The sequence below is a fragment of the Luteimonas terricola genome (assembly GCF_004352845.1).
Taxonomy (GTDB): Bacteria; Pseudomonadota; Gammaproteobacteria; order Xanthomonadales; family Xanthomonadaceae; genus Luteimonas; species Luteimonas terricola.
Window position 1 is genome coordinate 396,495 of the sequence record NZ_SJRX01000002.1, and the last position, 13,243, is coordinate 409,737.

Here is a 13,243-nt window from a genome sequence, read left to right on the forward strand (position 1 = left end):
GCTGCCCTGCGGGGCGGCGCACCTTTTTTCTGCTGCGCCTGGTGTCGAGTCCTTCGGCCCTGCGGGCCTGCGCGCTGCGCTTGCACTCCAGGGGAACGGCTTGCAGCCGATCCCCGCCGCGCATGGCTTGGCGCCCCTGACAGCCGCCGAACAGGTTGCACCTGATCGGCCTTCGCGCCTGCGGCGCTGCGCGCTTCGCTTGCGTGGGGTCGGCGCCATCTGCGGCCGTTGCCACAAACGCCGTCTTCCCTCGCTCATCACCTCATCCGCGACTGTAGCCCGCGCCCGTGTGCCGTCAAGGCGCGTCGGGCCGTGTCCTCGCTGCGCTGCGGGCCGCACCAACCCGTCGCTGGTTTCCTTGACGGCCCCCGTTCGCGCGCTCCTGACCGTCGCGGGCGATGAACTCAGGAAAGACGGGCAACGGGGCCGGCCCAGGTCTCCGCGCCGACCCCACCGGAAAACCGCAAAAGCGGGCTCCGAATCTAGGAATCCGGTGGGGTTTCAACAGCAAACCCTTTGTCAGGAGTAACACCATGAACGCAATGACCCAAACCGAAGTCCACACCACCCACACCGCCGCCGCACTGGAAGTGGCCGACCCGACCAAGAACCTGATTTTTGTCCCGCTGTCGCAGTTGCTGCCGCGCCAGTCCAAGCGCAACGTGCGCAAGACCCCGCGCATGTCCATTCCAGAACTCGCCGCGAGCATTGCGCGCGTCGGCCTGCTGCAAAACCTGATCGTCATCCTGTCCGCCGATGGCGAGCATTACGAAGTGGTGGCCGGAGGCCGCAGGCTGGCCGCGTTGAAGCTGCTGGCGAAGAAAAAGCGCATCGCCAAGGATTGGGACGTGCCTTGCCTGCTGGTGGCCGATGCGTCCGCCCGCACCGTGAGCCTCACCGAGAACGTGCAGCGCGAAGCCATGCACCCCGCCGACCAGTTCGAGGCGTTCGCCGCGCTGGTCAAGGAAGGCCGCCCCATCGAGGACATTGCCGCCGATTTCAGCGTGACCCCGCTGGTGGTGCAGCGCCGCCTGAAACTCGCCAACGTCTCGCCGCGCCTGATGACCGACTACCGCGCCGGAGCCGTCACCCTGGAACAGTTGATGGCCCTTGCCATCACCGACGACCACACCGCGCAGGAAGCTGCGTTCTACAGCGCGCCGCAGTGGCAGCGCAGCCCGTCCACATTGCGCGAGCACCTGACCGAGCGCGAAATCGACGCACAGCACCCGCTGGCCCGCTTCGTCGGAATGGACGCCTACACCGACGTAGGCGGCGGCACCCGCCGCGACTTGTTCGCGGAGGACGATAGCGGCGTCTATCTGAACGATGCGGCGCTGCTGGAACGGCTGGTGCGCGAGAAGCTGGCAACGCTGGCCGAGGACGTGCGCGCCGAGGGATGGGCATGGGTGGAGGCCGTGCCGCACCTGAGCCACGCCGACCGGCAGGCGTTCCAGAACGCCCCGCGCCAGCGGCGCGAACCGACCGCCCGCGAAGCCCGCCGCCTCGTTTCGCTGCAAAACCGTTTCGACAAGATCGACACCGAACTGGAAGAAGCCTACGACGCCGAAGACGAGGACAAGGCCGAGACACTGGAATCGCGCCGTGAACAAGCCGCAGAGGAACTGCAAGCCGCAGAGGATGCCTTACAGGACTACGCCTCGGACGTGCGCGCCGTGGCCGGTGCTATCGTCACCATCGACCGCGAGGGCGATGCCGCGATTTATCGCGGGCTGTTGCGCGAGGCTGAGGCCAAGGCACTGCGCACGCTGGAAAAGCTGCGCCAAGGCTTCACCGGCACCGAAGGCGCGGACGACGACGCAGGCGAAGATGCCGAGCCGCCCAAGTCCGCCAACCTGTCCGACCGGCTGGCGCAGCGCCTGAGCGCGCACCGCACCGCCGCGCTGCAAATCGAAGTGGCCCGACATCCGCAGGTGGCGCTGGCCGCGCTGGTGCATGGCATGGTGCAAACCATCTTGCAGGAAGGCCACTACGGCCACGACCTGCCGCTGGGCATGAGCCTGAAAGTGCAAGACCGGCTGGAAGGCATGGCCCCGGACTGGCCGGAATCATCCGCCGCCGTCGCCCTGCGCGAATTGCAACAGGCATGGGGAGAGCGGCTGCCGCAGGACAGCGCCGAACTGTTCGTCGCGCTGCTGGCGATGGAGCAAGGCGAACTAGTGCGGCTGCTGGCCGTGTGCGTGGCCGCCAGCGTGGACGTGGTGACGCCCCGCGCCACGCCGTACCAGCCCGGCGCGGAACTGGCGCAGGCGGTCGGGCTGGACATGGCCGCATGGTGGCAGCCGACCGCCGATGGCTATTTCAACCATGTGTCCAAGGCTGTGATCCTCGATGCCGTGCAGCAATTCGCACCGTCGCACGTCACCCGCTTGTCCAAGCTCAAGAAGACCGATATTGCCAGCGAGGCCGAGCGGCTGGCTGATGGCACCGGCTGGATGCCCACCGTGTTCAAGGCCGAGGACGAGGCGGCGCAGGCGAGCGCGCCGGAAGAAGCGCAGGACGCCGCCCCGCAGGAAGCCAAGGCCGACGCCGAAGCGGAGAAAACGGAAACGCTGGCGGCATGAGGTAGCCGCGCAAAGCATGGCCCCGGCGCTGCCCGCGCCGGGGCTTTTGCCGCCCTCAAAACCGGGCACGGCGGTGCCCGCCGCGCCCGGTTTCAACGGCCAAAGCCAAACCGCCACGCCGCCGCCTTCGCGGTGGCTCAGGCGGCGGCGTTGAAGGCATCGCTGTAGTGCGCGGTGCCTTCCGGTACTGGCCCATGCAGGGCCAGCGCCATAAAGTAGTTGGGCGGCACGCCCGGCAGTTGCAGGCCCGCATGGGCCTGAAAGCCAAAGCGCCCGTAGTACGCGGGATCTCCCAACAGCACGCAACCTGCGGCCCGCATGGTCCGCAGTTCGGACAGTGCCTGTTCCATCAAACGTGAACCGATGCCTTGCCCCTGCCGTTGCGGCAGGACGGAGATCGGCCCCAGTCCATACCAGCCCTCGGCCTGCTGGTGGTGGCCATCGGTGATCGTGACGGGGGACAGCGCAACGTGGCCGACGATCTGCCCCTGTTCCTGGGCCACGATGGAAAGCGTCAGTTCGTTGGCTGCGCGCAAGGCGCGCATGATGAATTGCTCGGTGTGGCTGGTGTGCGGTGCATCGGCGAAAGCCGCAACCGTGACGGCTTCGATGGCGGCAATGTCATCCGGGGTTTCGTGTCGGAGCTGGAGGGTCATGGGCTTGTCTTCGGTTGCTTCCTGAAAATATAGAACGGCCTGGGCGTGTCGGCGCATAGCGCCGCCGGGCTTTCGGGCTGCGCCCCGTGCCGACTTCGCTGTCACGGCCATTCGGCTTCAATCCCTCACGCCTTCGCACCTGCGGCGCTGCGCGCTGCGCTTGCCTCCAGGGGAAAGCCCTGCGGGCTATCCCCGCCGCGCACAGCTTGGCGGGGCGCGGGGCTACGCCCCGGCTTGCTGCGGCAGGTTGCACCAAAGCGTACCGCCCTCGACGCTGGCGGTTCAGCGCAACCCCGTCACGAAGGACGGTTTACCGACACGCCGCCCGGCCACGCCTATGGAGCTTCCACACCACGCCGCAAGCACGTCGCCGCCAGCAACGGCAGGGGGCATTCTTGCCTGTCATTGGCGTGTTGGCCTTGCCCGCGCCAGGGCGCAGGCCGGTGCAGCCGTCATGCGGGGATGCCGAGGCGGCCATCTCTCCCTTCGGGACAGGGCGGCCCCTGCGTCCTTGTCTCGTTGTGAATCCTGGCGGTGGCGCGGCTGCGCCTTGGGCTTCATGGCCGCAACCTTGCAGCGAAAACAATTTCCCCTGCGCTGCGCGCATTCCTCGCGGGACAAATTCTTTTCGCTTCCAGGTTCTCCACTGCGTTTCGACCGCAAGCGGTGCGGCCAGCCCATCCCCCGCTGACCGGATCACAACAAGGACGCGATGGGCGCGGCCTTGTTCAACCCGAAAGGAGAAACATCATGGCTACCATCGGCACCTTCACCGCAGAGAAAGACGGCTACACCGGCCAGCTCCGCACCCTGACCCTGAACGTCAAGGCTAAGCTGATTCCCAACGACAAGGGCGACACCGAGAACGCCCCTGACTTCCGCTTGCAGGCGGCGGGCCACGACATTGGCGCGGCGTGGAAGAAAACCAGCGAGGCCGGGCGGCCCTACCTGTCGGTGAGCTTGGACGATCCTTCGTTCCCGGCGACGGTCTATGCCCGCCTGATCGAAGGCGAGGACGGCACACACGACCTGATCTGGTCGCGCAGCAAGCCCAAGGCGGCCTGATGACGGCTCACTGCGCCCCGTCCATTGCGGCGGGGCACTTCGTGCCTATGAGTTTTCGCTGTCAGACAGCGCACTTCAGATGCATCAAGGCCCAGCGGGGGGCAAATTATTCAAGCGAACTCGCTCAACAACCATCCGCGCTGCCTCCAGCGGTGTGTACTCATCCAAATCCACGTAACCATCAATCGAAAAGCTGCCGCTTATATCGGCATGATCGAAGCGCATGAACATGATTGCGTGATCGTTCTTGTTCTTGATGATGTTTCGGATGGCGCGCCACTCTAGGCCGCACCATTCCTTTCGCTCGTACTCTGCGCAAAGAAATACGACGACCAGATCGGAGTTATTGAGGTAGATGCGCTGCAACAAGGTGTCCAGATTAGGCCGCGCTAGCTGTGCAGTGAAATCCTTGTCATAGAAAACGGCATCGCGTCCCAATCGTTTCTTTACTTCGGCGGCTACGGCAGCTACGTAATCTCGTTTTTCACCGGGAAAGGACAAAGCAACCCGAAATCGCATTTCTTCAACGCGACCGGGCGGGCGGCCTTCGGCCACATAGCTCTCATCTACAAGGCCCTCTGAGGCAAGTAGCTCGAAAAGATCCTCGTCCTTTACAGCCCAGTGGGTGCGCGACATCTCCCACCTTCCAATATCAAGCTTTGTCAGCAATGGCTTCAGTTTGGAGAAATTGAAAGCAGGGATACTGTCATCGAACTCATACTCGACCAGGATGCTTCGCCCTCGCTCTTTTATTCTTCTGATGTACCCAACCTGCACAACCTCATCGTCGCCTTCATACGTGAAAAGTGTCGGCAGCGATTTCAGCTCTTCCAGAGCATTTGCATCAAGGCTGGAGAATTTCGCCTTGAGGCTATCTGTGGTGTGCTCAAGAAACCGCGTCCGATCATATTCGTATGCGGAAATGTCCCATGCACCTTCGGCAGCTGTAACAAGCAGGTTGTACACAATTCTAATCTTCCTTAGTCAGCGTCCGCGGGATGAAGGGGCTGCGATTCAGTCACCACCTTCTCCGACAATTTCTTTGAGTTCCTGCCGTACCTGCTCCAGAACATCCTCAGCCTTGCGCGTGCTGTCGCCGGCATACGCCAACGTCAGCAGCGTGAGCGGATGAACTTCCATGACTTCGCACAGTTCGGCCAGCTTGTTCAGGGTCGGGCTTTTCAGATCGCGCTCCAGCGAACTCAGGTAGGTGCGGCTGGACACGTCCGAGAATGCCTCTTGGCTCAGGCCGCGTGCCTTCCTGATCTGCCGCAGTGCATCGGGCAATGATGGCTTGCGCGTCGTCATTCTGGACTTTCCCCAAAATCCAGAATGACAACTTATTGCGCACTATAGGACTACAATCTATAGTGTTCATTTGGTGTTGTGAACCGCCGTCTCTGTTCTTCCGTGCTTTTACGGAAATCCGCTTCGGTGGATGTGTACTGATCCGGGGAACCGCTTCTGTGCCTTTGATGCTTTCCACTATTCTGGCTTTGCGCCTCCACGGATTGGCGCACAAGCGCATCCGTGCATTAGCGGTTTTGCAGGTGCAGGAGGCGCGCCGCCCATGAAGCCCCTCATCACCGACGCGCAGCGCGCGCAACTGCTCGCCAACGGCCGCGCCCGCGCCGAGGACCAGGCCCTCGACCCGCTGCCGGTGGTTCGCTTGTTCACCCTGGATGCGCACGCCACCTGGCTGCTGGCCGCCCTCGATCCCGAGGACGGCGATACGGCCTACGGCTTGTGCGACATTGGCATCGGCATGCCCGCGCTGGACACCGTGCGGCTGTCCGAGCTGGCGTCTATCCTGGGGCCGCAGGAGCAACCCATCGCGCGTGACCTGTACTTCGTCGCCACGCGCACGCTGTCGGAATACACGCGGCTGGCGCAGCGCAACGGGTCGATCATCGACTGACCGGCCTGCCGACCCGTTCGGGCAGGTCGGCACAGCACCGCCAAGCGGAGCGCATTGCGTCTATTTCGGTCTGGTTTCAGACCGTCCGTGCATCAATCGGCACTCATGCACCGCAGCGGTGCGGCAAGACCAAAACAGTCCTGATCCCTGGCGCAGCTTTCGGCAAGGTATCCCATGCCGCGCACCACCAGTGGCCGCGCGGCCGTCGCATTCGGACGATCCGTGCAATACCCTGGAGCCGATCGGTCTTGACACCACCAGCCTGGCGAATACCTGTGACGATACGCCGATGACACCGTAGCTCCCCCTGACGCCCGTGGCGACGAGTCCTGCTGTCCGACAGGAGGCCGCGTCATGGCAGAGTCCGATCATTGGCACCCCGGTGCCGCCTACCTCTACGTCCTGCACCTGGACGGTCCCGCGCTGGCGTGGGAGTACCTGCGTCGCCACCCCGGCTACCGGCGCGACTGGCAACGCCGCCGCCGTCATCCCGCAACGGCGCAGCGCTGGGGGCTGCGCCTGCTGGAAAACCCTGTCCTGGATGCGCGTGACGCGCATCCGGCCTGGTTTCCCGACCACGACGGCGTGGTGCAGGTTTATCCCGATGCCGACCCGCCACCCGATGCACAGCGTTTCGCGTTCTGGCGCATCCCCGGCCGCAAGCACCTGATCCACGATGGCCGGCGTCTGGTGCTGGCCACGCACTGGGCGGGCTACTGCATCCGCCTGGCCCTCGCACCGGGCCTCGAAGATGGCATGGCTTACGCCTATGCCGTGCGTGCCGCACCCGATCCGTGCGCGCGCTGCCGCGCGCTGGTGGGCGAACTGGACAAGCTCATGGTCGTCACCGTGCCGGTGGCCCTGGCCGGCCCGCGCCCTTCGACGACCGCGCTGCTGGAACTGCACACCTTGCAGGCGCTCGATGGTGCGCTGGCTGGAGCCTCCCTGCGCACCGTGGCCCAGGTGCTGTTCGGCGCGGGGGCCATCCGCCACGACTGGCACGCCGACGGTGCGCTGCGCGCCCGCGTGCGTCGCCTGGTCCGGCGCGGCCAAACCCTGATGTGCGGCGGCTATCGCCGCCTGGTACAGCTTCCCGCGCTTGAACAGGGACGTTCTGCCGCGCGCGCAAAACGTCCCTGAGCAAGACGCCTTGCTTTTCTGAGACTGCCTCCATCCGGCCGCGCCGTCGCGGTCGGCGATTCAGACCGATGGAGGTTCACGCCATGAGACCCGCACCGCTGCGGCCGCAAACCGCACCCGCTGCCACTACGCAGCCCGCACAGCCTTCGCGCTACCTCACCAACGACGAAGCTGCCGAATACCTGCGCCTGTCGCCGCGCACGCTGGAGAAGCAGCGCGTGATCGGCGGCGGCCCGCGCTTTCGCAAGTTCGGCCGCCGCGTCATGTATTCGGTGGCTGACCTCGATGCCTGGGCCGACGCGCGCAGCTTCGAGGCCACGTCCGACCCCGAATACGCCGAACGCCACGCCGGCGATTACCGCGATGGCCGCTGACAGCCGGCGCGCGGGTGGCCCTCGTCGTGTCCAGCTCGGAGAAGGAGCGCGAACAGCTCGACCTGTTCCGTGCGCTACCGGGCGACATGGCGCCGCGCGATGCACAAGACCTGATGGCCTATCCGTTCTTCTCGCTGGCGAAATCGCGGCGCACCGCGCCGATCGACTTCCACTCCGGCGGCGTCACCGTGCGCGTGGAAGGCACGCAGGAGCACGGCATCGCCACCATCTGGGATGCGGACATCCTCATCTGGGCCGCCAGTCAGATCGTCGAAGCGCGCGACGCAGGCATTCGCCCGTCGCGCAGGATGCAGGCCACGCCCTACGAGATACTGCGCTTCATCGGCCGCGGTACCTCGCTGCGCGACTACCAGCGCCTCAAGGCCGCGCTGGATCGCCTGCAATCGACCACGATTGCCACCTCGATCCGCGAGACGACCGGGCGGCGTCTGCACCGCTTCTCGTGGATCAACGAATGGAAGGAGCGCGCGGACGCCAAAGGTGCGCCGCTGGGCCTCGAACTCATCCTGCCGGACTGGTTCTTTGCCGGCGTGCTGGACGAAGCGCTGGTGCTGACCATCGACCGGGCCTACTTCAAGCTCACCGGCGGCATCGAGCGCTGGCTGTACCGCCTGGTGCGCAAACACGGCGGCAAGCAGCGCGACGGCTGGCAGTTCGACTTCCCCTACCTGTATCGCAAGTCGGGCAGCCTGGCGCAGCCCCGCGACTTCGCCCGCGACCTGCGCCTGCTGGCCGCCCGGCAGTCGCTGCCGGGCTATGTGCTGTCCGTCGAACGCTGGCCCGGCGAGCCGGAAATCCTCGCCTTCCGCCCCGTGCCGTCCACGGCACGTGGATAACCGTGGGAATGAAAACGGGACAAGCTGTGAATGGGCTCGTGCTATCAGGCGCGCCGCGACTCGTGCTATCAGGCGCACCCGTATCGTGCTATCAGGCGCGTAAATCGCAGCTAACTTCAGCGGCCGCAAGGGTTTTTCCGGCCCTTAACTTTATATCTAACTTTAAAAGCTATCTAACACATACCAATAACTTGTTATTGGCGCGGTGGATAACCGCCCGAGATCAACAGCAACAGCGTTTTTCAGGCCGATCATGGTGCCGCCATCCGCAACGGAGGGCTGCGCCATGATCGTCGCCTTGCTAAATCAGAAAGGCGGTGTCGGCAAGACCACGCTCGCCACCCACATCGCCGGCGAACTCGCGCTGCGCGGTCAACAGGTCATCCTGCTGGATGCCGACCCGCAAGGCTCATCACTGGACTGGACGCAGCGGCGCAGCCAGCAGGGCCTGCCGCGCTTGTTCAGCGCCGTCGGTCTCGCACGCGAAACGCTGCACCAGGAAGCGCCGGAGCTCGCACGGCGCTGCGATCACATCGTCATCGACGGCCCGCCACGCATCGCCGCACTCGCGCGCTCCGCGCTGCTGGCGGCCGACCGCGTGCTAGTGCCGGTGCAGCCGAGTCCTTACGACCTGTGGGCGTCTGCCGAAATGGTGGCGCTGATCCGCGAAGCGCAAGTGTTCCGGCCGGCGCTGCGCGCGGCCTTCGTCATCAACCGGCGTGTCGTGCGCACCGTGATCGGACGCGAAGCGCGTGGCGCGCTCGCCGAACAGCCGCTGCCCGCACTGCACGCTGAAATTCGCCAGCGCATCGTCTTTGCCGACAGCGTGGCCGCTGGGCGGCTCGCACGCGAAACCGCGCCCGACAGCACGGCGGCACGCGAGATCGCCGCACTGGCCGACGAACTGCTGCGGTGGTCGCCATGAGCAGCGCACGCGGCAAGCGCATCGCCATCGGCGCGCGTCCGCCCGCGAATCCCGAGGCGGAAGCCTGGATTCGCCAGGGCGACGCCAACGGCGTGCAGAAAGGCGACCTCTACACCGCACGCCTGACCCTCGACGTGACGCCGGCCATGCGCGCCCGCATCAAGGTCTCGGCCTTCACGCAGGGCGTGACGGTGGCCGAGCTGCTGCGCGCGCTGCTGGAGCGCGAGTTCCCGGAGCGCACGCCATGACCCTCACCGCGCAGGCACAGCCCCATGAAAGCACGACCGCGCCGCCGCCTTCACCGCAACCGCTCGCCGCGCTCGACAGCCGCGTGCCGCTCACGCGCGTATCGCTCGCCTACCTCGCGCAGCGCATCAACCTCTATCTGCGCTTCGGCCATCCGGCGCGCACCGTGCAGCTCGATCGCTGGCGGCGTTGCGCCGTCTTCCTGCCGGCCGCGATCTTCTGCCGCATCCGCTGGGAGTCCAACGACTACGCCACCGTGCGCTGGCAGCTCATGGTGCTGCAAGCCTGCACGCCACTGGATGCCATGCAGCGCATCCCCGGCATTCGCCCCGGCGCGCGCATCCTGCTGCACACCGAAGGCGAACAGAAGGTGCGCGCCGTGCTCGCGCAGATCGACGCCATCGAGGCGCTGGGCATCGACCCCGCCGAGGTGTCGCCCGCGTACTGGCGCACGCTGGGCAACCGCCTGGCCGCGCGCCTGCCGCTGCCGGACTACACCCGCGAACGGCACGCGGCTTTCCTGGCCGGGAGGAACCTGCAATGACCGCCACGACCGCAACCCTTCCTCGCCCGCGCCGTCGCGCGCGCATCGTCCTGGCCGCACTCGCTGCCGGCGGCCTCGCTGCGCTGGCCTGGGCGGCCTTCGTGCAGCCTGCGGTGCGCATCGTCTACAACCCGTCCGACAGCGTGCCGATCGGCTGGTATCGCATCGAACCACGCCAGCACCGGGCCGACTCGCTACCCCGTCCGTTGTCCGTGGGCAGCATCGTGTTGACCTCCTTGCCGGCAGACGCCGCCGCGCTGGCCGCGCAGCGCGGCTACCTGCCGTCGCACGTTCCGCTGCTCAAACGGGTGGGCGCGGTCGCGCCGCAACACGTCTGCATCGCCAATGGCGGTGTGCGCATCGACGGCGTGCCGGTGGCCGCCGTGCTGCGCGCCGACCGCTGGGGCCGGCCGCTGCCATCCTGGCCGCAGTGCCGGCAGCTCGCCCAGGGCGAACTGTTCCTGCTCAGCGCCACCAACCCGGCGTCCTTCGACAGCCGTTACTTCGGCCCGGTCAGCGCATCCGCCGTGCTCGGCGTCGCGCGACCGATCCGCCTGGAGCCGCAGCCGTGACGGCGCACATCCGTGCGCCGCTTGGCATGCAGCCTTCGCGTTCATGCCGGTGCGGCGCGCGTGCATTCGCACCGCGCCTCGCCCGGCATTCCCCCGTGCAGACAGCTTGCCCCGAGCGCGCCATGCCGCAGGCATGGCTGGCGCTCGCCGGCGGCCGGGCTGCGCCTTGCGCAGCGGCGCCGGGGCATCGCACCCCCGTGCCGTCAGGCCGGGGGAAGATGCAGGGCAAGATTGAAGGGTGCGGCACCACGGTGCGCACAAAGCCAGTCTGCACGTGGGGTTGGCGCGGCACGCGCCCTATCGCGGCACCGTGCCGCGAGCAGCGTCAATGCCGCACGGGCATTGGCGAAACCGCGTGCATCACGCCCTGTGGTGCGCTGCACTTCGCCGGAGCTGCCGCATGAGCCGGCGCAGCAATGACGACGCCGACCGCTTCCGCCTGCGCCCCGGCGCGCCGAAGCAGCGCGGCGATGCCTTCGTCTCCAAGGTGCTGCGCCAGGCCAGCAAAGCGGCCAATGCCACCGGCGGCAAACGCGGCAAGGCACCCGGTTCGCGGTTGGGGCGCGGCCACGTCGCCGCGCGCTTCACCGGGCAGTCGCTGTCCGCGACCTCGCGCCGCGCCACCGTCAAGGTGCGGTTGGTGTATCTCAAGCAGGCCGGCGCGCGTTCGACCATCACGCACCTGCGCTACATCGAGCGCGAAGGCGTCGGCCGCGACGGCGAGCCGGGGCAGGCGTACAGCACGACCACCGACGACGCCGACCTGGCCGCCTTCGAGGAACGTGGCCGCGAGGACCGTCACCAGTTCCGCTTCATCGTCTCGCCGGAAGATGCCGCCGAGCTGGAAGACCTGCGGCGCTACACCCGCGACCTGATGACCCGCATGGAAGCCGATTTGGGCACGAGACTCGATTGGGTTGCCGTCGATCACTGGAACACCGACAACCCGCACACCCATGTCGTCTTGCGCGGCAAGGACGACACCGGCAAAGACCTCATCATCTCGCAGGAGTACATCACGCGCGGCATGCGCGAACGTGCCGCCGAACTCGCCACCGAATGGCTCGGGCCTCGCACCGAGCTGGAGATCCAGCGCAGCATGGCGCGCGAGGTGGAACAGGAACGGTGGACGGGGTTGGACCGTACCCTACAGCGTGAAGCGGCGGACGGCCTGGTGCATGTCGAACACTTCAACGAACCCCGGCTGCAACGCCAGCGCCTGCTGCTGGTTGGCCGCCTGCAACGCTTGCAGCGCATGGGACTAGCGAGTGAAAGCCAGCCTGGTGTGTGGGCCGTTCATGCCGACGCGGAACCAACGCTGCGCGCGATGGGCGAGCGCGGCGACATCATCCGCACCATGCAACGGGCCATGAGCGGCCAGCCGCGCGAGCTGGCTGTCTTCGAGCCAGGTGAGGACGGCCGAACCGTCATCGGCCGGGTGGCCGCCAAGGGGCTGGCCGACGAACTGCTCGACCGGGGCTATCTGATCATCGACGGCGTGGATGGCAAGGCCCACTATGTCGCGCTCAACGCCCGCGACGCACCCGGCAACTACCCGACCGGCGCTGTGGTGGAAGTGCACGGTTCCGCCGAGGTGCGGACGGCGGACAGGAACATCGCCGCGCTGGCGAGCGATGGGCTGTATCGCACCGATCATCACCTGGCGATTGCACAAGGTCAGGCGCAGGCCGGCCGCGATCCGCAGGAAGTCGTTGCGGCCCATGTCCGTCGGCTGGAAGCCCTGCGCCGGGCCGGTATCGTGGAGCGTGTGGCCGAGGGGCTGTGGAAGGTGCCGGACGATCTGCCCGCACGCGGGCATCAGTATGACGCGCAGCGCCTGGGCGGCGTGGCCGTGGAGTTGAAATCGCACCTGCCCATCGAGCGGCAGGCTCACGTGATCGGGGCTACCTGGCTGGATCAGCAGTTGATCGGTGGCGGCAAGAGATTTGGAGATTTTGGCTTTGGCAGCGAGGTCAAGGACGCGCTACAGAATCGGGCAGATTTCCTGGCCAAACAGGGACTGGCCGAGCGGCGCGGCCAGCGGGTGATCCTGGCGCGCAACCTGCTGGCGACGCTGCGCAATCGGGAACTGACGCAGGCCGCGCAGGACATTGCCACCGAAACCGGGCTGGAGCATCGCTCAGTGGCCGACGGGCAGCGCGTGGCCGGCATCTATCGGCGCAGCATCATACTTGCCAGCGGGCGCTATGCGATGCTCGATGACGGCATTGGGTTCCGTCTGGTCCCGTGGCGGCCGGTGATCGAACAGAGACTGGGACAGCAGATCGCCGCCACGGTGCGAGGCGGTGGCGTGTCGTGGGAAATCGGACGTACCAAGGGCATATCCGTCTAGTGTCGGAT

General features: G+C 66.5%; 15 protein-coding genes. 11 read left to right on the top strand and 4 right to left on the bottom strand.

Annotation, left to right across the window (positions count from 1 at the left end; translation table 11 throughout):
* Positions 1-533: 533 nt before the first annotated feature.
* On the top strand, positions 534-2,585 hold the full coding sequence (locus E2169_RS06540) for a ParB/RepB/Spo0J family partition protein (RefSeq protein ID WP_132985812.1): 2,052 nt from the start codon (positions 534-536) through the stop codon (positions 2,583-2,585).
* Between the two features lie 137 nt (positions 2,586-2,722).
* Here E2169_RS06540 and E2169_RS06545 read toward each other — a convergent pair whose 3' ends face one another.
* Positions 2,723-3,241, bottom strand: coding sequence for a GNAT family N-acetyltransferase (locus tag E2169_RS06545; RefSeq protein WP_132985813.1), 519 nt, complete (start codon positions 3,239-3,241; stop codon positions 2,723-2,725).
* A 750-nt stretch (positions 3,242-3,991) separates the two neighbouring features.
* Here E2169_RS06545 and E2169_RS06550 point away from each other — a divergent pair.
* A complete protein-coding gene (locus E2169_RS06550; RefSeq protein WP_132985814.1) occupies positions 3,992-4,306 on the top strand; it encodes a DUF736 domain-containing protein in 315 nt (104 codons plus the stop codon).
* 84 nt (positions 4,307-4,390) lie between these two features.
* Here the strand turns inward: E2169_RS06550 and E2169_RS14330 are convergent, their stop codons facing one another.
* Both E2169_RS14330 and E2169_RS06560 read right to left on the bottom strand, forming a co-directional pair.
* Entirely contained in the window at positions 4,391-5,272 is an 882-nt protein-coding gene (locus E2169_RS14330; protein ID WP_207918363.1) for a TIR domain-containing protein, read from the bottom strand.
* Between the two features lie 48 nt (positions 5,273-5,320).
* Entirely contained in the window at positions 5,321-5,614 is a 294-nt protein-coding gene (locus E2169_RS06560; protein ID WP_132985815.1) for a helix-turn-helix domain-containing protein, read from the bottom strand.
* A 262-nt stretch (positions 5,615-5,876) separates the two neighbouring features.
* Here E2169_RS06560 and E2169_RS06565 point away from each other — a divergent pair, with 262 nt between their 5' ends.
* The 4 genes from E2169_RS06565 (at position 5,877) to E2169_RS06580 (ending at position 8,595) form a co-directional block, all read left to right on the top strand.
* Positions 5,877-6,224 (top strand): DUF2958 domain-containing protein, encoded by a 348-nt coding sequence (locus E2169_RS06565; RefSeq protein WP_132985816.1) that lies wholly within the window; start codon positions 5,877-5,879, stop codon positions 6,222-6,224.
* A 354-nt stretch (positions 6,225-6,578) separates the two neighbouring features.
* Complete coding sequence (locus tag E2169_RS06570) at positions 6,579-7,364, top strand: DUF2285 domain-containing protein (RefSeq protein ID WP_132985817.1); 786 nt, start codon at positions 6,579-6,581, stop codon at positions 7,362-7,364.
* Positions 7,365-7,447: 83 nt separating this feature from the next.
* Positions 7,448-7,738 (top strand): helix-turn-helix transcriptional regulator, encoded by a 291-nt coding sequence (locus tag E2169_RS06575; protein WP_132985818.1) that lies wholly within the window; start codon positions 7,448-7,450, stop codon positions 7,736-7,738.
* Positions 7,739-7,824: 86 nt separating this feature from the next.
* The gene (locus tag E2169_RS06580) at positions 7,825-8,595 is read left to right on the top strand and encodes a replication initiator protein A (protein WP_207918373.1); all 771 of its coding nucleotides are present in this window, start codon (positions 7,825-7,827) and stop codon (positions 8,593-8,595) included.
* Positions 8,596-8,757: 162 nt separating this feature from the next.
* Here the strand turns inward: E2169_RS06580 and E2169_RS14525 are convergent, their stop codons facing one another.
* Entirely contained in the window at positions 8,758-8,883 is a 126-nt protein-coding gene (locus E2169_RS14525) for a hypothetical protein (protein ID WP_268236919.1), read from the bottom strand.
* Between E2169_RS14525 and parA the strand changes: the two genes are divergently transcribed.
* The 5 genes from parA (at position 8,882) to E2169_RS06605 (ending at position 13,235) form a co-directional block, all read left to right on the top strand.
* Positions 8,882-9,520, top strand: a complete 639-nt coding sequence (gene parA, locus E2169_RS06585) for a ParA family partition ATPase (protein WP_132985820.1) — start codon at positions 8,882-8,884, stop codon at positions 9,518-9,520. The genes E2169_RS14525 and parA overlap by 2 nt on opposite strands.
* Positions 9,517-9,768: a chromosome partitioning protein ParB gene (locus tag E2169_RS06590; RefSeq protein ID WP_132985821.1), complete on the top strand. Its 252-nt coding sequence runs from the start codon at positions 9,517-9,519 to the stop codon at positions 9,766-9,768. Before parA ends, E2169_RS06590 begins: the two co-directional genes overlap by 4 nt.
* Positions 9,765-10,310 (top strand): DUF2840 domain-containing protein, encoded by a 546-nt coding sequence (locus E2169_RS06595; protein ID WP_132985822.1) that lies wholly within the window; start codon positions 9,765-9,767, stop codon positions 10,308-10,310. Before E2169_RS06590 ends, E2169_RS06595 begins: the two co-directional genes overlap by 4 nt.
* Positions 10,307-10,882 carry a S26 family signal peptidase gene (locus E2169_RS06600; protein WP_132985823.1) on the top strand — a complete coding sequence of 192 codons (576 nt, stop codon included), beginning with the start codon at positions 10,307-10,309 and terminating at the stop codon, positions 10,880-10,882. Before E2169_RS06595 ends, E2169_RS06600 begins: the two co-directional genes overlap by 4 nt.
* Positions 10,883-11,282: 400 nt before the next feature.
* Positions 11,283-13,235 carry a relaxase/mobilization nuclease and DUF3363 domain-containing protein gene (locus E2169_RS06605; protein ID WP_094159807.1) on the top strand — a complete coding sequence of 651 codons (1,953 nt, stop codon included), beginning with the start codon at positions 11,283-11,285 and terminating at the stop codon, positions 13,233-13,235.
* The last annotated feature ends 8 nt before the right edge of the window (positions 13,236-13,243 follow it).

What these genes read in the sequence shown, in the direction of transcription:
- E2169_RS06550 (WP_132985814.1), top strand. Translation starts at nt 3,992, where the DNA reads ATGGCTACCATCGGCACCTTCACCGCAGAGAAAGACGGCTACACCGGC.
- E2169_RS06595 (WP_132985822.1), top strand. Translation starts at nt 9,765, where the DNA reads ATGACCCTCACCGCGCAGGCACAGCCCCATGAAAGCACGACCGCGCCG.
- E2169_RS06570 (WP_132985817.1), top strand. Translation starts at nt 6,579, where the DNA reads ATGGCAGAGTCCGATCATTGGCACCCCGGTGCCGCCTACCTCTACGTC.
- E2169_RS06590 (WP_132985821.1), top strand. Translation starts at nt 9,517, where the DNA reads ATGAGCAGCGCACGCGGCAAGCGCATCGCCATCGGCGCGCGTCCGCCC.
- E2169_RS06540 (WP_132985812.1), top strand. Translation starts at nt 534, where the DNA reads ATGAACGCAATGACCCAAACCGAAGTCCACACCACCCACACCGCCGCC.
- E2169_RS06600 (WP_132985823.1), top strand. Translation starts at nt 10,307, where the DNA reads ATGACCGCCACGACCGCAACCCTTCCTCGCCCGCGCCGTCGCGCGCGC.
- E2169_RS06565 (WP_132985816.1), top strand. Translation starts at nt 5,877, where the DNA reads ATGAAGCCCCTCATCACCGACGCGCAGCGCGCGCAACTGCTCGCCAAC.
- E2169_RS06605 (WP_094159807.1), top strand. Translation starts at nt 11,283, where the DNA reads ATGAGCCGGCGCAGCAATGACGACGCCGACCGCTTCCGCCTGCGCCCC.
- E2169_RS06575 (WP_132985818.1), top strand. Translation starts at nt 7,448, where the DNA reads ATGAGACCCGCACCGCTGCGGCCGCAAACCGCACCCGCTGCCACTACG.
- E2169_RS14525 (WP_268236919.1), bottom strand. Translation starts at nt 8,883, where the DNA reads ATGGCGCAGCCCTCCGTTGCGGATGGCGGCACCATGATCGGCCTGAAA.
- E2169_RS06545 (WP_132985813.1), bottom strand. Translation starts at nt 3,241, where the DNA reads ATGACCCTCCAGCTCCGACACGAAACCCCGGATGACATTGCCGCCATC.
- E2169_RS06580 (WP_207918373.1), top strand. Translation starts at nt 7,825, where the DNA reads ATGGCGCCGCGCGATGCACAAGACCTGATGGCCTATCCGTTCTTCTCG.
- E2169_RS06560 (WP_132985815.1), bottom strand. Translation starts at nt 5,614, where the DNA reads ATGACGACGCGCAAGCCATCATTGCCCGATGCACTGCGGCAGATCAGG.
- parA (WP_132985820.1), top strand. Translation starts at nt 8,882, where the DNA reads ATGATCGTCGCCTTGCTAAATCAGAAAGGCGGTGTCGGCAAGACCACG.